Source organism: Caballeronia ptereochthonis (assembly GCF_001545075.1).
Taxonomy (GTDB): Bacteria; Pseudomonadota; Gammaproteobacteria; order Burkholderiales; family Burkholderiaceae; genus Caballeronia; species Caballeronia ptereochthonis.
On the sequence record NZ_FCOB02000018.1, the window covers coordinates 1 to 24,513 of the forward strand.

The 24,513-nt window shown below is 64.2% G+C and carries 26 protein-coding genes and 2 pseudogenes; 15 read left to right on the forward strand and 13 right to left on the reverse strand.

The window, feature by feature from the left end:
- The 3 genes from AWB83_RS19315 to AWB83_RS19325 form a co-directional block, all read left to right on the forward strand.
- Positions 1–468 (forward strand): electron transfer flavoprotein subunit alpha/FixB family protein (locus tag AWB83_RS19315; RefSeq protein ID WP_208636774.1); only part of this gene is annotated, 468 nt, incomplete at its 5' end.
- A gap of 14 nt (positions 469–482) precedes the next feature.
- The gene (locus AWB83_RS19320) at positions 483–1,334 is read left to right on the forward strand and encodes an HpcH/HpaI aldolase/citrate lyase family protein (RefSeq protein ID WP_087047235.1); all 852 of its coding nucleotides are present in this window, start codon (positions 483–485) and stop codon (positions 1,332–1,334) included.
- A gap of 64 nt (positions 1,335–1,398) precedes the next feature.
- Positions 1,399–2,343 (forward strand): LysR substrate-binding domain-containing protein, encoded by a 945-nt coding sequence (locus AWB83_RS19325; RefSeq protein WP_087047236.1) that lies wholly within the window; start codon positions 1,399–1,401, stop codon positions 2,341–2,343.
- A gap of 15 nt (positions 2,344–2,358) precedes the next feature.
- On the opposite strand, the gene AWB83_RS19330 is transcribed toward AWB83_RS19325, so the two are convergent.
- Genes AWB83_RS19330 through AWB83_RS19340 form a run of 3 tightly spaced genes read right to left on the reverse strand, consistent with a single transcriptional unit; the run spans position 2,359 to position 5,582 of the window.
- Positions 2,359–3,537, reverse strand: a complete 1,179-nt coding sequence (locus AWB83_RS19330) for a CaiB/BaiF CoA transferase family protein (RefSeq protein WP_087047237.1) — start codon at positions 3,535–3,537, stop codon at positions 2,359–2,361.
- Positions 3,538–3,549: 12 nt separating this feature from the next.
- Complete coding sequence (locus AWB83_RS19335; RefSeq protein ID WP_087047238.1) at positions 3,550–4,713, reverse strand: acyl-CoA dehydrogenase family protein; 1,164 nt, start codon at positions 4,711–4,713, stop codon at positions 3,550–3,552.
- A 26-nt stretch (positions 4,714–4,739) separates the two neighbouring features.
- Entirely contained in the window at positions 4,740–5,582 is an 843-nt protein-coding gene (locus AWB83_RS19340) for an HTD2 family dehydratase (RefSeq protein WP_087047239.1), read from the reverse strand.
- A gap of 369 nt (positions 5,583–5,951) precedes the next feature.
- On the opposite strand from AWB83_RS19340, the gene AWB83_RS19345 reads away from it, so the two are divergent.
- A complete protein-coding gene (locus AWB83_RS19345) occupies positions 5,952–6,812 on the forward strand; it encodes an NmrA family NAD(P)-binding protein (protein ID WP_087047240.1) in 861 nt (286 codons plus the stop codon).
- A 16-nt stretch (positions 6,813–6,828) separates the two neighbouring features.
- Here the strand turns inward: AWB83_RS19345 and AWB83_RS19350 are convergent, their stop codons facing one another.
- The 3 genes from AWB83_RS19350 to AWB83_RS19355 form a co-directional block, all read right to left on the reverse strand.
- Positions 6,829–7,284 carry an MEKHLA domain-containing protein gene (locus AWB83_RS19350; protein ID WP_087047241.1) on the reverse strand — a complete coding sequence of 152 codons (456 nt, stop codon included), beginning with the start codon at positions 7,282–7,284 and terminating at the stop codon, positions 6,829–6,831.
- A gap of 82 nt (positions 7,285–7,366) precedes the next feature.
- Complete coding sequence (locus AWB83_RS37740; protein ID WP_374729125.1) at positions 7,367–7,510, reverse strand: DUF1090 family protein; 144 nt, start codon at positions 7,508–7,510, stop codon at positions 7,367–7,369.
- Between the two features lie 10 nt (positions 7,511–7,520).
- Positions 7,521–8,273 (reverse strand): GntR family transcriptional regulator, encoded by a 753-nt coding sequence (locus AWB83_RS19355; protein WP_087047242.1) that lies wholly within the window; start codon positions 8,271–8,273, stop codon positions 7,521–7,523.
- Between the two features lie 254 nt (positions 8,274–8,527).
- Between AWB83_RS19355 and AWB83_RS19360 the strand changes: the two genes are divergently transcribed.
- From AWB83_RS19360 to AWB83_RS19375, 4 genes are all read left to right on the forward strand, one after another.
- A complete protein-coding gene (locus tag AWB83_RS19360; protein WP_087047381.1) occupies positions 8,528–8,797 on the forward strand; it encodes a UxaA family hydrolase in 270 nt (89 codons plus the stop codon).
- A 48-nt stretch (positions 8,798–8,845) separates the two neighbouring features.
- Positions 8,846–10,021, forward strand: coding sequence for a UxaA family hydrolase (locus tag AWB83_RS19365; RefSeq protein ID WP_087047243.1), 1,176 nt, complete (start codon positions 8,846–8,848; stop codon positions 10,019–10,021).
- A 163-nt stretch (positions 10,022–10,184) separates the two neighbouring features.
- The gene (dctA, locus tag AWB83_RS19370) at positions 10,185–11,507 is read left to right on the forward strand and encodes a C4-dicarboxylate transporter DctA (RefSeq protein ID WP_087047244.1); all 1,323 of its coding nucleotides are present in this window, start codon (positions 10,185–10,187) and stop codon (positions 11,505–11,507) included.
- Positions 11,504–12,541, forward strand: coding sequence for an Ldh family oxidoreductase (locus tag AWB83_RS19375; protein ID WP_087047245.1), 1,038 nt, complete (start codon positions 11,504–11,506; stop codon positions 12,539–12,541). The genes dctA and AWB83_RS19375 overlap by 4 nt, the downstream gene beginning before the upstream one ends.
- A gap of 16 nt (positions 12,542–12,557) precedes the next feature.
- Here the strand turns inward: AWB83_RS19375 and AWB83_RS19380 are convergent, their stop codons facing one another.
- The 3 genes from AWB83_RS19380 to AWB83_RS19390 all read right to left on the reverse strand — a co-directional run bounded on the left by AWB83_RS19380 (position 12,558) and on the right by AWB83_RS19390 (position 16,143).
- Positions 12,558–13,787, reverse strand: coding sequence for a metal-dependent hydrolase family protein (locus AWB83_RS19380; RefSeq protein WP_087047246.1), 1,230 nt, complete (start codon positions 13,785–13,787; stop codon positions 12,558–12,560).
- A gap of 20 nt (positions 13,788–13,807) precedes the next feature.
- Complete coding sequence (locus tag AWB83_RS19385) at positions 13,808–15,112, reverse strand: MFS transporter (protein ID WP_087047247.1); 1,305 nt, start codon at positions 15,110–15,112, stop codon at positions 13,808–13,810.
- 119 nt (positions 15,113–15,231) lie between these two features.
- Positions 15,232–16,143: a LysR substrate-binding domain-containing protein gene (locus AWB83_RS19390; protein ID WP_087047248.1), complete on the reverse strand. Its 912-nt coding sequence runs from the start codon at positions 16,141–16,143 to the stop codon at positions 15,232–15,234.
- A gap of 157 nt (positions 16,144–16,300) precedes the next feature.
- Between AWB83_RS19390 and AWB83_RS19395 the strand changes: the two are divergent.
- From AWB83_RS19395 to AWB83_RS19405, 3 genes and pseudogenes are all read left to right on the forward strand, one after another.
- Positions 16,301–16,711 (forward strand): annotated as a pseudogene (locus tag AWB83_RS19395) (enoyl-CoA hydratase-related protein); the annotation flags it as partial.
- A 90-nt stretch (positions 16,712–16,801) separates the two neighbouring features.
- A complete protein-coding gene (locus AWB83_RS19400) occupies positions 16,802–17,506 on the forward strand; it encodes a glutathione S-transferase family protein (protein WP_087047382.1) in 705 nt (234 codons plus the stop codon).
- A gap of 15 nt (positions 17,507–17,521) precedes the next feature.
- Entirely contained in the window at positions 17,522–18,139 is a 618-nt protein-coding gene (locus AWB83_RS19405; protein ID WP_087047250.1) for a TetR/AcrR family transcriptional regulator, read from the forward strand.
- A gap of 155 nt (positions 18,140–18,294) precedes the next feature.
- Here the strand turns inward: AWB83_RS19405 and AWB83_RS19410 are convergent, their stop codons facing one another.
- Positions 18,295–18,642 (reverse strand): zinc-binding dehydrogenase, encoded by a 348-nt coding sequence (locus tag AWB83_RS19410; protein WP_244197803.1) that lies wholly within the window; start codon positions 18,640–18,642, stop codon positions 18,295–18,297.
- Positions 18,643–18,649: 7 nt separating this feature from the next.
- Between AWB83_RS19410 and AWB83_RS19415 the strand changes: the two genes are divergently transcribed.
- A complete protein-coding gene (locus AWB83_RS19415; protein WP_244197813.1) occupies positions 18,650–19,132 on the forward strand; it encodes a CGNR zinc finger domain-containing protein in 483 nt (160 codons plus the stop codon).
- A 42-nt stretch (positions 19,133–19,174) separates the two neighbouring features.
- Complete coding sequence (locus AWB83_RS19420; protein ID WP_087047251.1) at positions 19,175–19,855, forward strand: haloacid dehalogenase type II; 681 nt, start codon at positions 19,175–19,177, stop codon at positions 19,853–19,855.
- Here the strand turns inward: AWB83_RS19420 and AWB83_RS19425 are convergent.
- Both AWB83_RS19425 and AWB83_RS19430 read right to left on the reverse strand, forming a co-directional pair.
- Positions 19,852–21,273: an MmgE/PrpD family protein gene (locus AWB83_RS19425; protein ID WP_087047252.1), complete on the reverse strand. Its 1,422-nt coding sequence runs from the start codon at positions 21,271–21,273 to the stop codon at positions 19,852–19,854. The two genes, AWB83_RS19420 and AWB83_RS19425, sit on opposite strands and share 4 nt — an antisense overlap.
- A gap of 101 nt (positions 21,274–21,374) precedes the next feature.
- Positions 21,375–22,490: an MBL fold metallo-hydrolase gene (locus AWB83_RS19430; RefSeq protein ID WP_087047253.1), complete on the reverse strand. Its 1,116-nt coding sequence runs from the start codon at positions 22,488–22,490 to the stop codon at positions 21,375–21,377.
- 86 nt (positions 22,491–22,576) lie between these two features.
- Between AWB83_RS19430 and AWB83_RS19435 the strand changes: the two genes are divergently transcribed.
- Positions 22,577–23,215, forward strand: coding sequence for a TetR/AcrR family transcriptional regulator (locus AWB83_RS19435; RefSeq protein WP_087047384.1), 639 nt, complete (start codon positions 22,577–22,579; stop codon positions 23,213–23,215).
- A 163-nt stretch (positions 23,216–23,378) separates the two neighbouring features.
- Here the strand turns inward: AWB83_RS19435 and AWB83_RS19440 are convergent.
- Positions 23,379–23,752: pseudogene (locus AWB83_RS19440) on the reverse strand (porin); the annotation flags it as partial.
- A 118-nt stretch (positions 23,753–23,870) separates the two neighbouring features.
- On the opposite strand from AWB83_RS19440, the gene AWB83_RS19445 reads away from it, so the two are divergent.
- Positions 23,871–24,488, forward strand: a complete 618-nt coding sequence (locus tag AWB83_RS19445) for a hypothetical protein (protein WP_087047254.1) — start codon at positions 23,871–23,873, stop codon at positions 24,486–24,488.
- Positions 24,489–24,513 lie beyond the last annotated feature (25 nt).

The window sequence follows — 24,513 nt, forward strand, 5'->3', positions numbered from 1 at the left end:
GCGGCCGAAGGCGGCAGCGCGCCAATCGAGAAGATCGAAGCCGCAGCCGACGCGGGCATCTCGCAGTTCGTGAGCCGCGAAGTGACGAAGCTGGACCGTCCGGAGTTGACGAGCGCGAACATCATCGTGTCGGGCGGGCGTGGTCTGGGCAGCGGCGAGAACTACACGAAGACGCTGGAGCCGCTGGCCGACAAGCTGGGCGCGGCGCTGGGCGCATCGCGCGCGGCGGTCGACGCGGGCTACGTGCCGAACGATTATCAAGTGGGCCAGACCGGCAAGATCGTCGCGCCGCAGTTGTACGTGGCGGTCGGCATCTCCGGTGCGATCCAGCACCTGGCCGGCATGAAAGACTCGAAGGTGATCGTCGCGATCAACAAAGACCCCGAAGCGCCGATCTTCAGCGTGGCCGATTACGGTCTCGTCGGCGATCTGTTCGCGGTCGTTCCCGAACTGGCGAACGAGCTGTGACGCGAGCCCCCGCCATGCCGAACCCCGCTCAATACCGCTCGTTCCTGTTCGTTCCCGGCAACCGTCCCGAACGCTTCGCAAAGGCGCTGGACAGCGGCGCCGACGCGGTCATCGTCGATCTGGAAGATGCCGTCGCGCCCGCGAGCAAGGACGAGGCGCGCGACGCCGCGGCCGCATGGCTCTCGCCGGAGCGGCCCGTCATGATCCGCGTGAATGCATGCGATACGCCCTGGTTCGAGCGCGACGCCGAACTCGGCAAGCTGCGCGGCGTGGCGGGCATCGTGCTGCCCAAGGCCGAAAGCGCGGCGGACGTCATCGCGCTCGTCTCGCGGACCAAGAGCAGATTGCCGGTCTTTCCCTTGATCGAAAGCGCGAAGGGCATGTTCAACGCGCTCGAAATCGCGAAAGCGCCGTTCGTGCAGCAACTGATGTTCGGCACACTGGATTTCTGCGCCGACATGAACATGGCGACCGATGACGACGTCCTCGACCCGTTTCGCGCGAATCTCGTGATGATCTCGAAGGTGGCGGGCATTCGTCCGCCCATCGACGGCGTCACGCCCGCCATCGACGACGAGCACGCATTGAACGCCGAAACGCTGAATGGCAAGCGGCGCGGCTTCGCGGGCAAGCTGTGCATTCATCCAAGACAGGTTGCAACGGTCAACGCATGCTATGCGCCGAGCGACTCCGAACTTGCCTGGGCGAAGCGCGTGCTCGACGCATTTTCGAATGCGAAGGGCGCCGCGATTGCCGTCGATGGAAAGATGGTGGACCGGCCCGTCGTGCTGCGCGCGCAGACCATACTCGAAGGCGTGCGCGCCCGAATCACGCAACACCGACGCTCCATGCGAGGCGGCGAGTAATAGAATAGGCGACCGGCGCCACAACATCGACGCGCGCGCCCGTCATCGCCACTCGCAACCTCTCATGGACGTTCGCCAGCTACGCTACTTCGTCAGCATCGTCGACTACGGCAGTCTCGGCAAGGCAGCGGAAAAGCTCTATGTCGCGCAACCATCGCTCAGCCAGCAAATGGCGCGGCTCGAAGAAGAACTGGGCGTGACGCTCCTCTTGCGCAGTAATCACGGCGTGACGCCTACCGCCGAAGGCGATGCGCTCTATCGGCATGCACGTCTCGTGCTGCGGCAGATGGAGCAGCTCAAGCAGGAAGTGACGAAAGGCGCGGGCGCGGAGTCCGGCACAGTCGCGGTCGGCTTGCCGACGACGATGGCCTCCGTCCTCGCGGTGCCGCTGTTCGAGCGCATACAGGACCAGTATCCCGGCATCCGCCTGCAATTCTTCGAGAGCATGAGCGGCTATCTCAACGAGCTGCTCGCGAATGGCCGGCTCGATCTCGGAATCCTCTTTCGCGAATCGGATACGCCGGGCATTACCGCATTGCCCGTGCTCGATGAAACGCTCTATCTGCTCGGCGAACCGGGCGGCGGTATTTCGCCGCGCTCATCCACATGCCCGCTCGCGAAGCTCGCGGGTGTGAAGCTGGTGGCGCCGGGCGCGTCGAACGGATTGCGGCTCCTGATCGAGCGCACGTTCGCGAGCGAGAAGGTCGAGCTGAATATCGTCGCGGACATCGATTCGTTGCCGTCGCTCCTGCTGATAGCGCATTCGGGCAGGGCCTGCACCATCCTGCCTTCGTCGGCGGTGGCGCAGTGGAACGGGGATCGCCTGCCGAAGATGCGCAGAATCGTCGATCCGATCATCAGGCGGCCGGCGAGCATCTGCTGGCCCAATGGCGCGCCGATGAATTCGGCGACGGTCGCGGTCCGTGAGACATTGATCCAATTGATCGCGGAACAGATCGAGCGCGACAGCTGGCAGGGCGTGACGATGCGCGAGCGCGCGCCGATGTGAAGGGTCGTACCGAGCCTAGATCGCGTTCGCGGCGCGCATGCGATCGATGGCGTCGGTATCCAGACCGAGTTCCCGCAGGATCGCTTCGGTGTGCTGGCCCAGCGCGGGCACGGCGTCCATGCGCGGTTCGTCGGAAGCCGCGAGGCCCGGCGGAAAGAGCGCGGGAATCACGCCCGCCGGCGTATCGACGCGAGTCCAGCGGCTTCGCGCTTCGAGCTGCTCGTGCTGCCAGACGTCGTGTATGTCGTTCATGCGCGCATTGGCGATGCCGGCTTCCTCCAGCCGTTCGATGACCTGCGCCGTCGTCAACGGTTCGAACGCATCGAGAATGATGTGCGTCAACGCCTCGCGATGCTGCGTACGGCGGCTGTTCGTACAGAAGCGCTCGTCGCTCTGAAGCCCGGGCTGGCGGATCACGGTTTCGCAGAACTTCTTCCATTCGCGCTCGTTCTGCAAGCCGAGCATGACCGTCTTGCCATCGCCCGCCCGGAACGGGCCATAGGGGAAGATGGTCGCGTGCGAAGCGCCCGCCTGCGGCGGTGGCGTCTGCCCGTCGATTGCGTAGTAGAGGGGGTAGCTCATCCACTCGACCATGCTTTCGAGCATGGAGACGTCGATGCGCTTGCCGCGCCCGGTTTTCCCGCGTTCGATGAGCGCGGTGAGGATGTTCGTATAACCATACATGCCGGCGGCAATATCGGCGATCGAACAGCCTGCCTTGGCGGGTTCGCCTTCTGAGCCCGTGATGCTGAGGAACCCCGATTCGCTTTGAATCAGCAGGTCATAGGCCTTCTTGTCGCGCATCGGGCCATCGGAACCGTAGCCCGAGATATCGCACACGATCAGGCGCGGATAGCGTTCCTTCAACGTGTCGTAATCGAGACCGAGCCGCTGCGTCGCGCCGGGCGCGAGATTCTGCACGAACACGTCGGCATCGTCGAGCAGCTTGTGCACGACCTCGAGCGCCTCAGGATGCTTCACATCCAGCGTAAGGCTTTCCTTCGATCGATTGGTCCACACGAAGTGCGACGCCAGTCCCGATACGCGCTCGTCATAGTTGCGGGCGAAATCACCGGTTCCGGGCCGCTCGATCTTGATCACGCGCGCGCCGAGATCGGCGAGCTGACGCGTGCAGAAGGGCGCGGCGATTGCATGCTCGAACGTGACGACCTTGATGCCTTGGAGCGGACGCATGATCGGCCTCCTTCAGAACGAGCGCGGCAGACCGAGAATGTGCTCGGCTACGTACGAAAGAATCAGGTTGGTCGAAATGGGCGCGACCTGATAGAGACGCGTCTCGCGGAACTTGCGCTCGACATCGTACTCGGCCGCGAAGCCGAAGCCGCCGTGAAATTGCAGGCAGGCGTTGGCCGCTTCCCACGAGGCATCGGCGGCCAGAAGCTTGGCCATGTTCGCCTGCGCGCCGCAATGCCTGTGCGCGTCGAAAAGCTCGCAGGCCTTGAAGCGCATCAGGTTCGCCGCTTCGACGTTGACATAGGCGCGCGCGATGGGAAACTGCACGCCCTGATTCTGACCGATGGGACGCCCGAACACGACGCGGTCCTTCACATACTGCGAGACCCGGTCGATGAACCAGTAGCCGTCGCCGATGCATTCCGCCGCGATCAGCGTGCGCTCCGCGTTCAGGCCGTCGAGAATGTATTTGAAGCCCATCCCTTCCTCGCCGATGAGGTTCTCGGCGGGAATCTCGAGATTGTCGAAGAAGAGCTCGTTGGTTTCGTGATTCACCATGTTGAGGATCGGCTGGACCGTGAGGCCGTGGCCGACTGCTTCGCGCAGATCGACGATGAAGATCGACATGCCTTCGCTCTTCTTCTTCACGTCCGCGAGCGGCGTGGTGCGCGCGAGCAGGATCATCAGGTCGGAATGCTGGACGCGCGAGATCCACACCTTCTGGCCGTTGATCACGTAGCGGTCGCCCTTCTTTTCGGCCGTGGTCTTGATCTTCGTCGTATCGGTGCCGGTCGTCGGCTCGGTCACGCCCATCGATTGCAGGCGCAGCTCGCCCGATGCGATCTTCGGCAGATAGCGATTCTTCTGCTCCGCCGACCCGTGGCGCAACAACGTGCCCATGTTGTACATCTGGCCGTGACACGCGCCCGAGTTGCCGCCCGAACGGTTGATCTCTTCCATGATGACCGAGGCTTCGGTCAGGCCGAGCCCAGAGCCGCCGTACTCCTGCGGAATCAGTGCGGCGAGCCATCCCGCCTTCGTGAGCGCATCGACGAATGCTTCGGGATACCCGCGCGCCTCGTCGATCTTGCGAAAGTATTCGTTGGAGAATTGCGCGCAGAGATCGCGCACGGCCTCGCGGATGTCCTGGTAAGCGTCGGGAGTGGTTTCGATCATGATCTATTCGCAGTGGATTCGTATCGTCAGGCGAGCGTGGCGCGCGCGGTCATGCCGAGCCAGCCTTCGTGATCCTTCGACCACAACTCGACGGTCTTGCCGTCCGCCGATGGCCGTCCGCACAGATGCAGCGTATTCCCCGCGAAGCAGGGGCGCTGCGCCTTGAAGGAGAAATCGACGACGGCCGCATCGGGCAACTGGCGGCGCAGCAGATCCATCAACAGGGTGGCGATGAGCGGCCCGTGCACGACGAGACCCGGATAGCCCTCTACCTGCGTCACGTAGGGCTTGTCGTAATGGATGCGATGCGCGTTGAAAGTCAGCGCGGAATAACGCAGAAGCAAGGTTTCATCGGGCACGATATCGCGCTGCCATTGCGCATCGCGAGGCGCGGCGGTCGGCGCGGGCGCGGGCATGCCGGGCGCGGCCGGCGCGCGATACACGATGTCGTGCTCTTCCTCGATCGCGGTGACATCGCCCGAGCAAATGCGATGCCCGACCGTCACGAAGCCGAGCTTGCCGGTACGTCCGTGCTTCTTCTTGATGTCGAGAATGCTCGAATCGCGCGTGATGCTCTTGCCGACGATTACCGGCGCTGGAAAGCGCAGGCGCCCGCCGGCCCACATGCGGCGCGGCAAGCCCAGATCGGGCAGGAAGCCGCCTTTTTTCGGATGGCCGTCCTCCGCGATCAGCGATTGTCTGACGGTCGGCCTGAAGAAGATCCAGTGCCACAAGGGAGGAAGCGCGGCGCCTTCGCCCGGCGCGGCATCGTGGTCGAGGGTGGCGGCGAGCGCCGCGACGGAAGTCGGCGCGACGAAATCGGCCGCGCTTTCCGTGCGTTTTCTGAATGACGCGAACGGGTCGTCCATTGAGTTGTCTCCGTTGCCGGATGCTGCATCCAGCGAATCCGTGTTCGATCGCAACTGCGTTGCATGGGACCAGAATATGGCGCCAAAGCACCCACTCTGCTCTACACGGAGACTTTAGGGAAATGTTCCGCGGAGTGGAAATACCAGTTTCATGTGCCGGGCATAGGATGAACCTATTGCACGGCCTTGCGCCGGTGAATCGAACGCACGTGATTCCTGACTGCGAGTCATGAATCTCATGACAGGCAAGTCATTTTTTCGATAACACCCGAGCCCTAACATGCATTCCATCGCAGCGATGCACGAAGTCCTTCGACGATGAGGGACGCCATCAAACGCCGTCAAACGAATTGCACAGGGAGTCGAATCATGTACGTCATCACTGGAATCACCGGACAAGTGGGCGGCGCGCTCGGCAACGCGCTGTTGCGGGAAAGCAGGCCCGTGCGCGCCGTCGTGCGCGACGAGAAGAAGGGCGCGTCCTGGGCTGTGCGCGGCTGCGAGATCGCGCTCGCCGATATGACCGACGCCGGTGCGCTCGCCCGCGCCTTCGAAGGCGCGGAGGGCGTGTTCATTCTTCCGCCTTCGGAGTTCGATCCCGCGCCGGGATTTCCGGAGGCGCGCGAAGTGATCGATGCGATCGTCGCGGCCGTGACGCGCGCGAAGCCGCGCAGGATCGTGTGCCTGTCGACGATCGGCGCCCAAGCCACGCAGACGAGTCTTCTGACGCAGCGCACGCTGCTGGAGGAGGCGCTTCGCAAGCAATCGATTCCGGTGACCTTCCTGCGTCCCGGCTGGTTTATGGAGAACTGCGCGTGGGATGTCGATTCCGCGCGTAACGACGGCATCGTTCAATCGTTTCTGCAACCGCTCGATCGCGCGATTCCGATGGTCGCGACCGACGACATCGGCCGGCTCGCCGCGAAGCTCCTGCAGGAAGCGTGGAGGGGCGCGCGCATCGTCGAACTGGAGGGGCCGCAGCGCACGAGCCCCGATGATATCGCCGCCGCATTCTCGGAGGTGCTCGGCAAGCCGGTGTGCATGCAGGCGGTGCCGCGCGAGACCTGGGACGCGCTGTTCCGGAGCCAGGGCATGAAGGACCCGATGCCGCGCATTCAGATGCTCGACGGTTTCAACGAAGGCTGGATCGATTTCGAAGGCCGCCGCGACGATATCGTCAAAGGCACGACGCCGCTTCGCGAGGTGATTCGTCGGCTCGTCGTGCGTTGATCTGCCGCGGCAGGCTTCAGGCCAGGTCGCTGACGTGCGGGATCATCGCCGCTTGTCCGCGATGGACGCCGTCGCGATCGAACAATTGCCATACGGTCGCGCGTTCGATCCAGAAGCGCTCGCCCGATTTCCTGACGCGAATGCCGCGATAGCCGGTGACGTAGCCTTCGCGCGTCACCTGTTCGAGAAACGCCTGACGCTCGCTGCGCTCGGGCGCTTCGGCCGAGAGGCGCGACGGCAAGGCGGTCAGCTGGTTCCACGTATAACCGAAGAGGCGTTGCGCGCGCAGGTTGCCGTAGACGAACACGGGGTCGGATTGCGTGTCGTGCGCGAGGATGCCGAAGGGCGCGTCTTCGTAGAGCCAGCGCGCGCCTTCGGCGGGAGTCATGTGTTCGGGAATCAGGGGCGTCTTGAGCAAGCGTGCGTAGCTTTCGTCGAGAAGCGTGAAGAAGTCGAGGTCGGTCGGCTGCATCGGCGTGATGGATCGAACAGGCGGGAAGCAGCAACCTTACTCGTTTGCTTCGGTTTGTGCACGCTCCAGGTCTGCATGGGCTTCATCGACCTTGCGCTGACGCTCGGCGATCTTCTTCGCGCTCCCGTTCGGCAAGCTTCTGCTGCGCCGCCGTGACCTCGCGCTGATTTTCGCTTTTCAGGGTCTCGTCCGTGCAGTTGGCGTTCAGGGCCTCATGAAGAGCGATACACGACGATTCATTCCTTGGTCGTCAACACACTCCCGACGTATTCATACTCCGCGGTGTTGACGTGCGAGAGCCGATACTCTACCGGTTTCTGGTTATACGAGTACGCGACCCGCTCCACTTCGAGCACCGGCGCACCCGCTGGCAGTGCGAGCAAGGTGCCTTCGAGCTCGCTCGCAAGCGATACGCGCACGTGCTCGTCGGTGCCCACCACGTTGATGCCGAACGCGTCCTGATAGAAGTTGTAGAGAGTGTTCGGCCGGTCGCGCAGCATCGCCTCGCTGAGCGTCGGGAAAATCGTCTCGGGCAGCGTGATCGACTCGACCATCACGACCTTCTCGTGAAGCGCGAGCGCATTCGTGAATATGAAGACGCGCGTTCCTTCCGCGATGCCGAGCTTCGCCGCGATCACACGCGTCGCCTTGCCCTTCTTGAAGTTGACGAGCGTGACCACGGGATAGCTGCGCTCGCCGTCGCGCCGCACCACGCGGAAATAGCGAAAGAAATGGCGGTCGCGCCGGTGCATCGCGACGAACGTGCCTAGCCCCTGATGACGGATCAGGATGTTCTCGGCGCACAACTCGTCGATGGCCTTGCGCAGCGTGCCGATCGACACGCCGAAGCGCTCCGCCAGGCGCTTTTCCGAAGGAATCGCCTCGCCGCCTTTCCATTCCTGTGCGGACAGCGCCGCCAGCATGCCCTCTTTGACTTCCTTGTACCGCGTGCCGCCCAGGGCACTCGGCATGGCCGTGACCGCGCTCATCACGCCTCCCTCTCATCGTTTTTGAAGCGAATTTTCGAATGAACCGATTGTACCTCCCGCAATGAATCATGTAACACATATAGATGAGTTAGTTGACATGGATGAGATGCCGGCCTAGTATGCATTCCAACGGAGGCGCTGACGAACTCGCCGACGATCTCACTAACCAGGAGGAGCACATGAGTTACGCGACAGCAGGAGCAAGCGGTGCGGCGAACAAGTCCAATGCGGGCGAACGCAAGACGATTCACATCGTGCTGCACGAGGCGAAGGACACGGTCGGCGTCGCGGTGGTGGAGGGCATCAAGGCGGGGTCGCAGCTGAATGCATGGATCATGGACGAGGACGAGATCGTCACGGTCAACGCGAAGCAGGACATTCCCATCGGTCACAAGGTGGCGCTGAAGGACATGAACGTGGGCGACACGGTGTTCAAGTACGGCGTCGATATCGGCAAGGTGGTCGCGCCCATCACGGCGGGCGAACACGCGCACGTGCACAACATCAAGACGAAGCGCTGGTGATCGTCAGATTCGCCCCGCGTTCTTCCACCCCACATCGAGAGAGACATCATGAGCGTGATTCAACTGGACACCACCTTCCGCGGCTATCGCCGTGAAAACGGCCGCGTCGGCGTGCGCAACCATGTCATCATCCTGCCGGTGGACGATCTGTCCAACGCGGCGGCGCTGGCCGTCGAGAACGCGATCAAGGGCACGATGGCCGTGCCGCATCCGTATGGCCGCCTGCAATTCGGCGCGGACCTCGACCTGCACTTCCGCACGCTGATCGGCGCGGGCAGCAACCCGAACGTCGCGGCGGTGGTCGTGATCGGCATCGAGGAGGGCTGGACCAAGCGCGTGGTGGATGGCATTGCGAAGTCGGGCAAGCCGGTGATGGGATTCGGCATCGAGCTGCACGGCGACCACGACACGATCATGCGCGCATCGAAGGCCGCGAAGGAGATGGTGCAATACGCGACCGCGCTCGAACGCGAAGAGTGTCCGATCAGCGAACTGTGGGTTTCCACCAAATGCGGTGAATCGGACACGACCTCCGGCTGCGGCGCGAACCCCACGGTCGGCAATGCGTTCGACAAGCTCTATGGTCTCGGCAACACGCTCGTGTTCGGCGAGACCTCGGAACTCACGGGCGGCGAGCAGATCGTCGCGGCCCGCTGCGCGAACGACGGCGTGCGCGAGCGCTTCCAGTTCATGTTCGACCGCTATCAGGACATGATCAACCGCTGGAAGACCGACGACCTCTCCGAGTCGCAGCCGACCAAGGGCAATATCGCGGGCGGCCTCACGACCATCGAGGAGAAGGCGTTGGGCAACATCCAGAAGATCGGCAAGAAGTGCATGGTCGACGGCGTGCTCGACAAGGCCGAAACGCCGACGCATTCGGGCCTGTGGTTCATGGATTCGTCATCTGCCGCGGCGGAAATGGTCACGCTGTGCGCGGCCTCGGGCTTCGCGGTGCACTTCTTCCCCACGGGACAAGGCAACGTGATCGGCAACGCGATCGTGCCGGTCATCAAGATCTGCGCGAATCCGCGCACGGTGCGCACGATGGGCGAGCACATCGACGTCGACGTATCGGGTCTGTTGCAACGAGAGCAGAACCTCGACGAAACCGGCGACAAGCTGCTCGAATGCATGCTCGCCACCGCGAACGGCCGCTGGACCGCGGCGGAAGTGCTGGGCCATCGCGAGTTCGTGATGACGCGCCTGTTCGAAAGCGCGTGACGCCTCGGCCGCGGTAAAGCAAGCAGGATCGTAGAAGCAAGAGGCAGACAGAAGTCCCCGTCCGGTGCGCGCGCCGGCTCGCAAGCCGCCGAAGAAGCGGCAGACGAGCCGGGCCCGCGCGCCCGTTTGTCATCTGGCAGCAGCGAGTGGAGGAGACACCATCTTGCGCGTGCTCAAGCATCTCTACGTCCAGGTCCTGATCGGCCTGGCAGCCGGCATTCTCGTCGGCTATTTCGCCCCGAAACTCGGCGTGCAGTTCAAGCCGCTCGGCGATACCTTCATCCGCCTGATCAAGATGCTCATCACGCTCCTGATCTTCTGCACGGTGTCCATCGGCATCGCGCGGATGGAGAGTCTGAAGCAGGTCGGCCGCGTCGGCTTCAAGACGATTCTCTACTTCGAAGTGGTGACGACGATCGCGCTCGTGATCGGCCTCGTCGTCGCGAACCTCGTGCATCCGGGCGCGGGTCTCGACATCGACCCGAAGACGCTCGATCCGGGCGCGGTCTCGCATTTCGTCACCGAGGCGCATTCGGCCGGGAAAAAGAGCTTCCTCGAAGAGATCGTGCCGAACTCGGTGGTGGGCGCATTCGCGCGCGGCGATCTGTTGCAGGTGCTGCTCTTCTCGGTGCTCTTCGGCGTCGCGTTGTCGCTCATGTCCGAGCGCAGCAAGTTCCTTTCGCAAGGCATCGAGCAGTTCGGCGACGCGCTGATGCGCATCGTCGAGATGATCATGCGCCTGGCGCCGCTGGGCGCATTCGGCGCGATCGCGTTCACGGTCGGCAAGTACGGCATCGGCGCATTGCAGCAGCTGGGCTTGCTGATCCTGTGCTTCTACGTGACGAGCATTCTCTTCGTCGCGATCGTGCTTGGCACCGCATGCCGATGGGCGGGCGTCGGGCTCTGGCCGCTGCTCAAGTATCTGCGTGAGGAGCTGCTGATCGTGCTCGGCACCTCGACGACCGAGTCCGTCCTGCCGCGTCTGATGGAAAAGCTCGAACGTTTGGGCTGTCCGAAGTCGGTCGTGGGTCTGGTGCTGCCGACGGGCTATTCGTTCAACCTGGACGGCGCCGCGATCTATCTCACGATGACCTCGCTCTTCATCGCGCAGGCGACGAATACGCATCTCACGCTGATGCAGCAAATCGGGCTTCTGGCGATCCTGCTCGTCACGTCGAAGGGCGGTGCGGGCGTCGCGGGTGCGGCGCTCGTCGCGCTAACGGCTACACTGTCGTCTCACGACATCATTCCGGTTGCGGGCATCACGCTCATCATCGGCATCGACCGCGTGCTCAACGAGATCCGCGCGATCGTCAACATGATCGGCAATGCAGTCGCGACGCTCGTCGTCGCGCGCTGGGAAGGTGTGTTCGACGTGGAGACGGCGCGCGCGGTGCTCGCCGATCCACGCGGCGCACGGGAGGAAGAGGTGCGCCTGATGATCGAGCCCGCGCCGCATCAAGCCATGCAGGACATGCACAAATGAGCAGTCTGGATCAAGAGACGCTGACGCCCGAAGCGCTTCATCAGCTTGCACGCGCTGCGTTGCTCGCGGCAGGTTCGACCGAAGCGACCGCCGGGGCGGCGGCCAGGGCGCTCGTCTATGCCGATATGCGCGGTCTCGCATCGCACGGCGTCGCGCGTCTGCCGATGTATCTCGCGCAACTGCGCAACGGCCGTGTCGATCCGGCCGCGGTGCCGCACATCGTGCGCGACAAGGGCGCGGCGTTTCTCGTCGATGCCGCCGATGGCCTCGCATTCGCCGCGTGCGAGCTTGCGATCGCGACGGGCATCGAACGTGCGCGCACGTTCGGGACGGCGGCGGCGAGCGTCACGCGCAGTCATCACTTCGGCGCGGGCGCGTACCATCTCGAAGCAGTGGGCGAAGCGGGCCTGGTCGGGCTCGCGTTCAGCAACGCGCCCGGCTCCATGCCCGCATGGGGCGGCTCGCGCCCCCTGTTCGGCACGAACCCGATCGCCGCCGTGTTTCCGCGGGCGAACGGCAAGCCGCTGATGATCGACCTGTCGCTCTCGCAGGTGGCGCGCGGCAAGATCATGGTCGCCGCGCGCGACGGCAAGCCGATTCCTGAGGGTTGGGCGACGACCGCGGACGGCGAGCCGACCACCGACGCCCACGCCGCGCTCAACGGCATGATGCTGCCCTTCGGCGGCGCCAAGGGCGCGATGCTGGCGCTCATGGTCGAGCTGCTCGCGGCGGCGCTGGCCGGTGCGCAATTCGGCGCGGAAGCGGGGTCGTTCCTGACGGCCGAAGGCAAGCGTTCGCGCGTCGGCCATCTGTTCTGGATCATCGATCCGGGCGCGCTCGCCGGACACGGCGCCTATCTCGAACGCATCGAGACGCTCGTCGAGCTGATGCTCGTCGATGAAGGCGTGCGCTTGCCGGGGTATCGGCGGGATGATGTGGCCGCGCGCTCGGAGCGCGATGGCATCGAGTTGCCTGCAACGCTCGTCGCGCAACTACGGGCGCGGGCGGACGAGCCCGCGCCGTCATCATCGTGACGCCGCTGCAGGCGGCTCAGTGCTCTTTCACCACCTTGCCCGCCTGCAGCACGACCTGGATGCGCTCGCCGTTGCCCGACACCGCATCGATGTCCTTCAGCGGATTGCCGTCGACGACGAGTACGTCCGCGGTCGCGCCCGCGACGATCGCGCCGAGCTTCCCCTTCAGCCCGACGATCTCGGCGGCGACCGTCGTCGCGGAACGCAGCGCTTCGAGATTGCCGAGCACTTCCGCGCGAATGCGGAATTCGCCTGACTGGAACTCGTGCATTTCGCCGAGCAGGTCCGAGCCGAAGCCCATCGGCACGCCGGCGCGCGCGTAGATTTCGAGCGACTCGCGTCCGGCCCGTTGCACCGATGCGACCTTGGCCACCGATTCGGGCGGCATGCCGTACTGCGCGCCGTGCTTCGCGAGGGCATCGTAGGTCACGAGCGTCGGCACCACGAACGCGCCGTGCTCGCGCATGACGTTCGCCGCCGCTTCGTCGACGAGATTGCCGTGCTCGATCGTGCGCACGCCGCAGCGCACCGCGCGCGCGATCGCGCGGCCCGTGTAGGCGTGCGCCATCACGTAGGTATTGGCCGCTTCGGCTTCCGCCACGATCGCGCGAATCTCGTCTTCCGAGTATTGCGTGTTGTTGATGGGGTCCGTCGGCGAGGCGACGCCGCCCGAAGCCATGATCTTGATCTGCGTCGCGCCCTTCTGGATTTCCTCGCGCACGGCGAGCCGCACGGCATCGACGCCGTCGACCACGCGTGCGATCGCACCGGCGCGAAAGCAGCACGAGCATGGCTCGAGGACGTCGTTGCGCGGACGGAAGTCGCCGTGACCGCCCGTCTGCGACAGCGCCTTGCCCGAAGGGAAGATGCGCGGTCCCGGCACGAGGCCGGTTTCGACCGCCTGCATCAGCGCCCAGTCCGCGCCGCCCGCGTCGCGTACGCTCGTGAAGCCGCGCGAGAGCATGGCTTCGAGAATCGGCAGCGCGCGGATGGCGGCGAGAATGTTCGGCTGCGCGGCGTTTGCGCCGAGGTTCGCGTTGGAGGCGAGCACGTGCACGTGACAGTCGATGAAGCCCGGCATCACGGTTTTGTCCTTCGCATCGATCACGCGTGCATTGGGCAGATCGACGATCCGGTCCGTCACTTCGACGATGCGCTCGCCCTCGATCACGACGTGATGATGCTCAAGCAGCTCGCCGCGCTCGAGATCGAGCACGTTGCCGCCCTGGATAACGATGGTTGTCATTGCAATTACCTTTGGATGACTCAGACGCGCTGCTTCACGTCCTTGATGAAGCGCGTGCCCGCGAAGCTGATCGCCGCGGCGATCATCACGTAGATCGCGGGCGCCATGTTGCTGCCGGTCCGGGCGATGAGCCAGGTGATGAGGAACGGCGCGAAGCCGCCGAAGATCGTGACCGCGAAGTTGTAGGCGACGGAAAGGCCGGTGGAAAGCACCTTGGTCGGAAAGAGTTCGGCGAAGGCGGCGAGAATCGGGCCGGTGTAGGCCGCGATCAGCACACCGAACACCGCCTGGAACACGAGCAGCGAGGCGAGGCCGGGCGCGGCGTTGATCCACGCGAACATCGGCCAGGTGAGCACGAGGATCGCAATCGCCGCGCCGGAGAGGAACGGGCGGCGGCCGTGCCTGTCGGCGAGTGCGCCGATCACGGGCGAGAAGCACATGATCATGACGCCGCCGATCATGCCGGCGGTGAGACCGGTCGATTGCGGCAGATGGAGCGTGCGCACGGAATACGTCGGCATGTAGAAGAGCAGCACATACGTGCAGACCGTCCAGAGAATCACCATCGAGAAGCTTGCGAAGGTTTCGCGCGGGAAGCTCGACAACACTTCGGCGAGCGGCGACTTCGGCTTTGCTTCGTCGCTCACGGCGGCGAATGCGGGCGTCTCGTCGATATGGCTGCGGATGAAGTAGCCGACCGGGCCCACGATGATGCCGAGCAGGAACGGCAGGCGCCAGCCCCAGCTGTTGAGCGCGCTGACGTCGAGCGAGGATGTCACGAAGGCGCCGGTCGCCGCACCGAGCAGCACCGCGAAGCCGATGCTCGACTGAATCCAGCTGGAATAGAACGCACGTTTTTCTGGCGGAGCGTATTCGGTGAGGAAGGCCGTCGCGCCGCCCATCTCGCCGCCCGCGGAAAAGCCCTGCAAGAGCCGTGCGACGACGATGATGAGCGGCGCGAAGATGCCCGCCTGATCGTAAGTCGGCGCAAGACCGATGAGCGCCGTGCCGAACGCCATCAACAGGATCGTGAGGGAGAGCGCCGCCTTGCGTCCGACCTTGTCCGCATAGATGCCGAGCACGATGCCGCCCACGGGTCGCATGAAGAAGCCCACGCCGAAGGTCGCGACGGTGAGCAGCACCGAGCTCAGCTCGTTCCCGGTCGGGAAGAACAGCTTGGCGATGGTGACCGCGAAGAAGCTGAAGACGGTAAAGTCGAACCATTCGAGCCCGTTGCCGAGCACCGTGGCGACGATGGCGCGGCGCCGCTGCGTCTCGGACGAGGGCGCGGACGACGTGGCGCGTGATGACAGGGTTCCTTGCATCGGGCGATCCTCCTTCAGAAATGAGTCTCCGGTTGCATGACCACATGCTAAGTACGGGAAGATTTTTTTCTGAAACGAAAGATTCGCATGCACGCATGCGCTGGGCGCATGCGAAACGCTCATTCGGAATTCTGCTGCTCGCCTGCTTTTTCAAAAATCCAGCGCGTGAAAAGACGCGCCGCCTGGTTTTGGGCGCGGTCGTTCGGCCAGATCACGTAGTAGCCGCCGCCGTGGCTCGCCGATTCATGTGTCACGCGCATGAGCAGTCCTTGCTCGATGCACGGATCGATCATATGCTTCCAGCCGAGCGCGATGCCCTGGCCGAGTATCGCCATCTGCACGAGTTGCGGATAGTGATTGATGGTGATCGTGCGCGCCGACTTGGGCATCTCGATGCCGTGCTGGCGAAAAAGTTCGGACCACGACATCCACTGGCGCTGGCCGTCTTCCATCACGAGCAGGGTTTCGCGCGCGAGATCGGCGAGAGCGAGCGTGCGGCCCGCGAGATACGCGGGCGAGCAGACGGGAAAAACCTCCTCGTCGTAGAGACGGCGCGCGCTCAGGTTCGCGGCGATCTGCTGGCGCACGTAATAGACGCCTACGTCGAACTCCGCGGGTGTCATCGACGCGAGGCCGTCGCGCACGATGAGTCGCAGCGTCACGTTCGGATGGGCGGCGCGAAAGCCCGGCAGAAGCGGGGTGAGCCACAGCACCGCGACGCCCGACGAGCACGCGAGCGTGAGCGCCATGTCGCCGTGATGCTTCATCACGTCGTGCGTTGCTTCGGCGCAATGCGAAAGGATCGACTGCACCTGGCTTGCATACCGTTCGCCCGCGATCGTGAGCCGCAGCGATCGATGCTCGCGCACGAAAAGCGAGCGGCCGAGAAACTCCTCGAGCTGCTGGATCTGCCGGCTGATCGCGCTTTGCGTGAGATGAAGCTCGGCGGCGGCCTTCGTGAAGCTGGCGTGCCGGACGGCCGCTTCGAAGGCGACGAGACATTGCAGGGGAGGAAGGGGCGCGATACGCATGATCGATGGCTCGGAATGAATCGTGGCTCGCGCCGACGTTACGGTCAACGCCGCGCGTTTGCAAGGGTTCAGAGTACGGAACGCTCGTCGGCGTGTCGTTGACGATATGCCGGTGCGTCGCGAGCATCGTACTCGCACCGCAACCCGGACCAACTGCATTTCGGCGATCAACGGCACCGCCGTGGGCGCGGGCGATCATGCTGCGATCGTATGGCCGTTGCTGTGCGGCGTCGCGAAGGCGAAGTATTACCTGATGACGGCCGATTTCATCGGCGGGCGCGAGGCCGAGCGCATCGGGCTCGTGAGCCTGTGCGCGCCGCGAGCCCGCGTGCTCGGACGCGTGCTCGAAGTGGCCGCGCAACTGGCGCGCGGCAGCCAGACCGCGATCAGCGGCACCAAGAAGTCGCTCAGCAACTGGATGCGCATGGCCGGCCCGATCTTCGACAACTCGCTCGTGCTGGAAATGCTCGGCTTTCTGGGCCCGGATGCGCGCGAAGGCATAGGAGCGATGCGGGCGAAGCGCGCGCCCGAGTTTCCGTCGGCGAAGCTGCCCGGGGCGGCGCAATAGGCAGCGCTCGCACTCCGTATCCGTGATTGCGCATTATGGATCGATCGATCTAAAATGACGCGGCAACGCCATGATACGGAGACGACCCGCATGATCGAGTTCTACTTCCATCCGACGCCCAACCCCGCGAAGATCGCGCTGTTTCTCGAGGAATCGGGTCTGCCTTACGAGCTGAAACCCGTGGATACCAGCAAGGGCGAGCAGCATTTGCCCGCGTTCCGCGCGATCAACCCGAACGGAAAGGTGCCCGCCATCGTCGATACGCAAGGGCCCGGCGGCAAGCCGGCGGTCGTGTTCGATTCCACCGCGATCCTGCTCTACCTTGCCGAGAAGACGGGGCAGTTCGCGGGCGCGCCCGAAGACCGCCCGCAACTGCTTTCGTGGCTGATGTTCATCGCGAGCGGCCTCGGGCCGTTCTCGGGGCAGGCGGTGCACTTCCAGTACGCGGCGCCGCAAGGGCTCGACTATGCCGTGAACCGCTATCGGCGCGAGGCGGACCGCCACTATCAGGTGCTCGACGACAGGCTGAAGGGCCGCGAATTCATCGTTGGCGACGGCTACACGATCGCGGACATGTCCGCGTGGGGCTGGCTCGATCGCGCATCGCGCGTGTTCAAGAACAGCGACGATCCGCTTGGTCCCTACCCGGAACTGAAGCGCTGGTTCGCGCAAATCGATGCGCGGCCGGCTGTCGAACGGGCGCGGGCGGTCAGCAGGAAGCATGCGTTCAAGACAGTCAATGACGAAGAGACGAAACGGGCGCTCTTTCCATCCAACTACCCGAAGACGGCGTGAAGAGGGAGTCCGGGCATGCCGCGTCCGCGTGAGTTCGACGAGGAAGCCGCGCTCGATGCGGCCATGGCGCAATTCTGGTCGCACGGCTACGAGGCAACTTCCGTGCGCGATCTCGCGACGACGATGGGTCTCACGTCCGCGAGCCTCTACAACGCGTTCGGCGACAAGCGCACGCTCTACGAGCGTGCGCTCGAACGTTACGTGGAACGTGGCTTTCGGGACCGCGTGCGGCGCTTCGAGCATCACATGCCGCCGCGCGATGCGATCGGGGCCTTCTTCGACGAAATCATCCAGCTTTCGGTAGGCGACCCGCATCGCAAGGGCTGTCTCATCGTGAACTCCGCCATGGAACTCGCGCCGCACGACAAGCAGTTTCATCGCGCATTGAATGGGGTGCTGAAAGATATCGAAGGCTTCTTCCAGCGTTGCGTGAGCGCTGGGCAGAAGGACGGGACGATTTCGTCGGACCTCGACACCGCCGATATGGCGAAGACGCTGCTCGCTTCGCTGATGGGTTTGCGCGTGCTCGCGCGCGTCAATCCGCAGCGCGCGCTGCTCGAAGGCGCGGCGCGCCCGGTGCTCGCAATGATCGGCGTGAACCCGAACGCGCGACGCGCGCGCCGCAGGATCTGATCACACGGATTTGACCTCGCCGCATACGAGCGTTGGCGGCCGGTCATCACCGGGCGCGGCAGTACGCTGTTGAGACGGATCGCGGTCGAACGCCCGATGCCCTGACTCGCGCCCGTGACGATGGCTGCTTTCGTGGACGTGTCATCTCTCCCGTTTCAATGAACGACGACCATCTTGCCGTTCGCTTCGTTGGCTTCCATCACGCGGTGCGCTTCGTGAATCTCGTCGAAGGAAAGCACGCGTGAAGGCTTCGCGTCGAGCCGGCCCGCCGCGACATCTGCCGCGATGGCTTGCAGCGGCACGTCCGACAGCGGAAAGCCCGGCGTGCCGAACACGAAGCTGCCGAAGAAGGTCAGATACACGCCGCTCGACATTTGCAGCAGCGGATTGAAGTCCGGGCTCGGCGCGAGCCCGCCGAGCCAGCCCGCGAGACATGCGCGCCCGCCGCGACGCAGCATGGCGAGCGAATCGAGGGTCGTGCTGTTGCCGACGAGATCGAGCACGGCGTCGATCTCCTTCGCTTGCGCGACGCGCTTGCTCAGGTCCGGGCCGCCCGCCGAGCTGGACAAGGTCGCGGCGAAGGCGCGCGGCCTGCGCGAATGGTTCAGGGCGTTCGTGCAGAAGAAAAAAGGGCGTGCGCTGACGGCCGGGGATTTGAGCGAGCTCGAGCCGCTGAACAGCGTGCTACAGCGCGATGAACAACACGGCTTGCTCGTCGCGGACGCGAGCTCGGCGAGCGGGCTCGCCTTCGCGATGCAGCGCCGCTACCCGACGGCCGAATCGCTGCTGATGCCGATCGTCGAGGCGCTGGCGAAGCTCGTCTGCGAAGAGGATTTCACTTACGTCAAGGCGTGCGAGGGCCCGAAGTGCACGTTGCTCTTCGCCGATTACACGCGCGGACATGCGCGCCGCTGGTGCAGCATGGCGATATGCGGCAATCGCGCGAAGGTTGCCGCGCATCGCGCGCGGCTGAAGGAAGGAAAGGGCGGCTGAGCCGTCCCGATTCGTTTGCGTTGTTCACGAGAAGGAGGCAGCATGAATCACATCGAGGCGATTGCATTCGACCTCTACGGCACGTTGTTCGACGTGCACTCGGTCGTCGATCAATGCGAGCAGCGTTTTCCGGGACGAGGGCGCGAGATCAGCGCGATCTGGCGGCAGAAGCAGCTCGAATACACCTGGCTGCGCAGTCTCATGAACCGCTATGTGACGTTCGAGCAGGCGACGGAAGATGCATTGCGTTATACGTGCCGCCATTTGAAGCTCGACCTGAACGATGAGACAAGAGCCGCGCTGTGCGATGCGTATCTGAAGCTGCGGCCGTTTCCGGAAGTGCCGGATACGCTTTTGCGGCTGGGGGAACGCGGCCTGAAGCTCGCGGTGTTGTCGAACGGATCGCCGCATTCGATCGGTTCGGTGGTCGGCAATGCGGGATTGCGCGATCGTTTCGATCATCTGCTGAGCGTCGATCCGGTGCGTATCTACAAGCCGCACGATCGTGCATACGAACTCGCGGAAGCGGCATTCGGCCTTTCCCGTGCGGCGATTCTCTTCATCTCGTCGAATGCGTGGGACGCGACGGGCGCGCGCTACTTCGGCTTTCCGACGGCGTGGATCAATCGCAGCGGCAACACGTTCGAGGAAATGGGGCAAAGGCCGGACTGGGAACTGACCGGCCTCGACGGCGTGCTGAAGCTCTTCGACAAATCCGCCTAGCGGCGATCGCGCGCGACTCGAATCATGACCTCCGCGAAGTTGCGTGTCTGGTCGAGATCGAGCACGGCGTTGACGACGCCATCGATTGCGCGCGGACTGAGCACGCGTTCGGCGTTGTGGCAGAACTTCTGCACGAGCTCCTCGGTCGTCATGAGGCTTGCAGGATCCGGCGACGGACTGCCCTTCGGATAGAGCCGCTCGGCGGCGAAGGTCTTTCCGCGCGCGCGAATCTCGACCTTGGTCGGACGCGCGCTGCCGTGCGCGGTGAGCGCCTTCACATAGTCGGGATGCACCTCGTGCGTGACCTTCTCCATCAACGCGAGCACGGACGGGCTGAACACGTTCTGCGGGTCTTGCCAGTCGCGCCCCGGCGTCAGATGGTGTGCGCCCATTGCGATGCCGTGCGCGATGCTGAACTGCGCATCGTGCACGTGACGGATGTCCTTGTTGAGCCACACCGGCTGCTCGACGAAGCCTTCGACGAGCACGTTGATGTTGTCGATTTCATCGGGCCGCAAGTCGTGCTTCTCGACGATCTCGCGCACGCAATCCAGCGGCGCATGAAGAATGCGGCAATGCGGATAAGGCTTGTACGCCTGCTCGCCGACGAAGCCCCAGCGCGTGCCCAGCTCCCGTGTGATGTTGTCCGGCTCCCAGCGGCGCGTGCCGATGAAGCGGGGAAAACCGTGCTCGGCGTCGTCGAGAAGGTGAAGATCGCCGCGATGGCCCAGCTGGCCCATGTGCGCGGCGGTCATTGCGGATTGCACGAGCACGCCGGCCATCAGGTACTTGATCGTGGTGCTGGGCGCGTGCCGAAAGAACGGAATCTGCGAATGCACCGGCGCGATGCTGCCCGCGACGCCGAGAGAATGCGCGAGCACATCGGCGGATTGACGCTGCAGCATGCCGATCGCGGCAGTCGCGCCGAAAATCGTGCTGCTGTAGCCGAACACGGGCGGCGGCGAGACCTTGCCGTCCTGCGTGTCGCGCAGATAGTCCATCGCCTTGCCGAGACGCCACGACATTTCGTGCGCAACGGCGATCGAGCGGATCATGTCCTTGCCCGACGCGCCGAGCGTTTCACCCAGCGCGAGCGCGCCGGGCAGCACATAAGGCGTGACGTGGCCGGGCGGGAGCACCGCGTCCATGTCGAGCGCGTTGATGAGCTCGCCGTTCGCGAAGGCTGCGCCGAAGATCGACACGCGATCGGTCGTGCCGATGATCGTCGCATTGCCCTGGCCGCCCATCAGCCGCCCGTACTCGATGCCGATATGGCCCTTGGGATTGTCCGCGCCTGCCAGCGCGCAGCCGAGCGAATCGAGCACGAGGCGCTTGGCTTCCTGAACGACGTTGGCGGGAATGTCCTCGAAGCGCGTCTGGGTGGCGAAGCGCGCGAGTTGCGCGACGAGCGTGGTCATGGCTGTCTCCGTTCGGTTCGTTCGATTGATGCCGCAGCCTATGGCGCGCGAAAACCTGGTGTCAATCGAACGGAGCCAGCCGTTCCGTACAACGGAGCGCGTTACTCGAGCCCTTCGGCGCGCGATGCGCAGAAGCGCCACGAAGACGGCTTCGGCGCCTCGGCGACTTCGCGCCACCAGCGCTCGCCGCGATGCGGCGCCGACAGATCGAGCCGTTCGCCCATGCGCGGGGTCGCCAGCGTGACGCCGCGTGCAAGCGCGAGTCCGGTCACGCGCTCGAACGGTTCCTGCCACGGGTGCATCGCGAGATCGAACGTGCCGTTGTGAATCGGCACGAGCCAGCGTCCCCGCACATCGACGTGAGCCTGCACGGTTTCCTCGGGCTGCATGTGGACGTAGGGCCATTGCGCATCGTATGCGCCGGTTTCGATGAAGGTGACGTCGAACGGGCCGAGGCGCTCGCCGATCGTCCTGAAGCCGTCGAAGTAACCGGTGTCGCCGCTGAAGAAAACGCGCAAGTCGTCGTCGACGATGGCCCACGACGCCCACAGCGTGCTGTTGCCGTCGAAGAGGCTGCGGCCGGAAAAGTGCTGCGCGGGCGTCGCGGTGAACGAAAGACCGTCGATCTCCACGCTCTGCCACCAGTCGAGCCGGCGCACCTTCGCGGCATCGATGCCCCATTCGATCAGCCGGTCGCCGACGCCGAGCGGCGTGAGGAAGACTTGCGTCGTCGCCGCGAGCGCGAGCACGGTGTCGCGGTCGAGATGATCGTAATGATCGTGAGAGAGGACCACGCCGCGCAAGGGCGGCAGGGCTTCGAGCGCGATGGGCGGCGCATGAAAGCGCTTCGGCCCGAGCCGCTTGAATGGCGAAGCACGCTCGCCGAAGACGGGGTCGGTCAGCCAGAATTCGCCGCGCAGCTTGAAAAGCAGCGTCGAATGACCGAGGCGATAGAGGCTGCGATCGGGCGCGGCGTCGAGTTGCGCACGCGTGAGCGTATCGACGACGGGCGCCTGCGCCGGCGCCGTTCCGACCGGCTTTTTGAAAAGCACGTTCCACGCGATGCGCAAGGTCTTGCCGAAGCCTTCGACCGGACGCGGCTTCACGTTGCGAAAGCGTTCGCCGTCATGCTGCGGCGACGCGCTCGACAACTTACGGCCGCGTTCCGCGGCGGCGAGACCCAGGGCACGGCTGATGCGATCGGCAAACGAAGTCATGTGTCGTGAACCCGAAGCGAGAAGTAGACTGTACAGTGTAGTTTAATTTTGAGAAAAAAGTAAACCGCTCGGTGTAAAATATGGAGATGGATTCGAACGATATTCCTCAGCGCCTGACTGACCGCAAGCGCGCCGCCATCGTGAATGCGGCCGTGGAGGAGTTCATCGCCGCGGGCTATGACGCGACCAGCATGGACCGCATTGCCGCGAGCGCGGGCGTCTCGAAGCGCACGGTCTACAACCATTTTCCGAGCAAGGAGGCGCTGTTCGCGGCGATCCTGCATCAGCTCTGGGATGCGAGCGAAACGGGCGATGCGCCCGCGTACAGCGCGGACGAGCCGCTGCGCGCGCAGTTGCTGGCCTTGCTCTCACGCAAGCTGCGTCTCATGAACGACGAGGCTTTTCTGTCGCTGGCGCGCGTCGCGATCGCGGCCGGCATCCATTCGCCCGAGCGCGCGCGGGACATGGTGGCGCGCATCGGTCAGCGCGAAGAAGATCTGACGGTGTGGATCAGGAAAGCTGCGGCGGATGGCCGTCTCTCGGTCGCCGACCCGGTCTTCGCCGGGCAGCAGCTTCATGGGATCGTGAAGGGTTTCGCCTTCTGGCCGCAAGTGACGATGGGCCAGCCGCCGTTGACGAAGAACGAGCAGAAGAAAGTGGCGGAAGCGGCCGCCGATATGTTTCTCGCGCGCTATGAGCGCGCCGCGTCGAACCGCCCGCGCTAGCGGCTCCTGTGACACCGCTTCGGCCAGGAGCTGCAACGCGGGCGCGATCAGCCTTCGATCAGAACTTGTGACGCAGACCGACGCGGGTCACGAACCGCGTGTTCGCACCCGCATTGCCGATGAACGACGACGCCGAGCCGATACCGAACGGACCTTGCGCCTAGTTCAAGCCGAAGCTGTAGGCGCTCGATGAGCCTTGCGTCGTCGTGCCGCCAACCGTCGTCGTGGGCGAGCCCGCGAAGCTGGTCGGGTTCGAGAAGCCGTACATCGCGCCGAAGGTCACGCCGTAGAAATTCGCGCTGCTGAACTTGACCGAATTGTTGATGCGGCTCGAGGTCAGGTAATCGAGATCGTTGATGTGATACGCGTAGTTGCCGCCGAGATAGTCGGTCGAGAACGAGCGCTGACGGCCGAACGTGAGCGAGCAAATTCGTTCTTCGAGAGACCGACGTACGCCTGACGGCCGAATTCCGCGCCGCCCTGGCCGAGCGTGCCGTTGTCGCTGTTGAAGCCGCTTTCCAGCACGAAGATCGCTTGTTTTTTGTGTTCCGCGCGCAACTAACGGTCATACCCACCAACGACCTTCGAACAGGCGCGCTTATTGCAACATGAGCGGAATCCGCTCCATTCGAGCGATCTGCAGAGAGGAGGCAGCATGCCCGCCAGCAAAACTCCAGACGCATGCAGACTCGGCGTTGCCTTCATCGAAGCGCAACTGACGATGCTCTGCGCTCACGCCAGCCTCCTGTCCGACTGGATCGAGCGCGGCGCGCCCGCGCCCGACCTCGCGAAGGCGCAGCCGCTGCTGGCCCGCAAGCGCTCGCATCCGGAAGCGCACGCGCACAGCGAAGACGGCACGCCGACCAGGAGCCCTGCGCCGGAAGATGCGCTGGCGTGGCCGTCGTTCGACACAGTCGAGAAGCGTATCGCCTTCGCGATGATCGTTCCTTGCACGAATGCGATTCTCGCGGTCGCCGAATACTTTGATATTCATCGCCTGTCGGTTTCGCGCGCGCCTGAGGTGCAGTTCCTGATGCGTCTGCGCGATGCCGCCGTGAACGGCAACACCTTCAGCATCGCCGCCGACGAATACATGCCGCACGCCGCGTATGGCGGCCTGATCGTCGATCACACACTCGACGGCACGCTGCTGTTCAGCGACGGCGTCAAGCCCGGTTTCGTCGAATTCGGGGATACGGCCGGTCTGCTTCGCTATCTGACGAAGCTATTGAAGAGCATGCAGTCCGCGATCAGCGCGGGCGATGCGGGATAGAGGCGGGCGAAGACGGGAAGCGGCT

Bases quoted from the DNA above. Each gene is read 5' to 3' on its own strand.
- AWB83_RS19320 (WP_087047235.1), top strand. From the start codon at position 483: ATGCCGAACCCCGCTCAATACCGCTCGTTCCTGTTCGTTCCCGGCAAC.
- AWB83_RS19325 (WP_087047236.1), top strand. From the start codon at position 1,399: ATGGACGTTCGCCAGCTACGCTACTTCGTCAGCATCGTCGACTACGGC.
- AWB83_RS19330 (WP_087047237.1), bottom strand. From the start codon at position 3,537: ATGCGTCCGCTCCAAGGCATCAAGGTCGTCACGTTCGAGCATGCAATC.
- AWB83_RS19335 (WP_087047238.1), bottom strand. From the start codon at position 4,713: ATGATCGAAACCACTCCCGACGCTTACCAGGACATCCGCGAGGCCGTG.
- AWB83_RS19340 (WP_087047239.1), bottom strand. From the start codon at position 5,582: ATGGACGACCCGTTCGCGTCATTCAGAAAACGCACGGAAAGCGCGGCC.
- AWB83_RS19345 (WP_087047240.1), top strand. From the start codon at position 5,952: ATGTACGTCATCACTGGAATCACCGGACAAGTGGGCGGCGCGCTCGGC.
- AWB83_RS19350 (WP_087047241.1), bottom strand. From the start codon at position 7,284: ATGCAGCCGACCGACCTCGACTTCTTCACGCTTCTCGACGAAAGCTAC.
- AWB83_RS19355 (WP_087047242.1), bottom strand. From the start codon at position 8,273: ATGAGCGCGGTCACGGCCATGCCGAGTGCCCTGGGCGGCACGCGGTAC.
- AWB83_RS19365 (WP_087047243.1), top strand. From the start codon at position 8,846: ATGAGCGTGATTCAACTGGACACCACCTTCCGCGGCTATCGCCGTGAA.
- AWB83_RS19375 (WP_087047245.1), top strand. From the start codon at position 11,504: ATGAGCAGTCTGGATCAAGAGACGCTGACGCCCGAAGCGCTTCATCAG.
- AWB83_RS19380 (WP_087047246.1), bottom strand. From the start codon at position 13,787: ATGACAACCATCGTTATCCAGGGCGGCAACGTGCTCGATCTCGAGCGC.
- AWB83_RS19385 (WP_087047247.1), bottom strand. From the start codon at position 15,112: ATGCAAGGAACCCTGTCATCACGCGCCACGTCGTCCGCGCCCTCGTCC.
- AWB83_RS19390 (WP_087047248.1), bottom strand. From the start codon at position 16,143: ATGCGTATCGCGCCCCTTCCTCCCCTGCAATGTCTCGTCGCCTTCGAA.
- AWB83_RS19400 (WP_087047382.1), top strand. From the start codon at position 16,802: ATGATCGAGTTCTACTTCCATCCGACGCCCAACCCCGCGAAGATCGCG.
- AWB83_RS19405 (WP_087047250.1), top strand. From the start codon at position 17,522: ATGCCGCGTCCGCGTGAGTTCGACGAGGAAGCCGCGCTCGATGCGGCC.
- AWB83_RS19420 (WP_087047251.1), top strand. From the start codon at position 19,175: ATGAATCACATCGAGGCGATTGCATTCGACCTCTACGGCACGTTGTTC.
- AWB83_RS19425 (WP_087047252.1), bottom strand. From the start codon at position 21,273: ATGACCACGCTCGTCGCGCAACTCGCGCGCTTCGCCACCCAGACGCGC.
- AWB83_RS19430 (WP_087047253.1), bottom strand. From the start codon at position 22,490: ATGACTTCGTTTGCCGATCGCATCAGCCGTGCCCTGGGTCTCGCCGCC.
- AWB83_RS19435 (WP_087047384.1), top strand. From the start codon at position 22,577: ATGGATTCGAACGATATTCCTCAGCGCCTGACTGACCGCAAGCGCGCC.
- AWB83_RS19445 (WP_087047254.1), top strand. From the start codon at position 23,871: ATGCCCGCCAGCAAAACTCCAGACGCATGCAGACTCGGCGTTGCCTTC.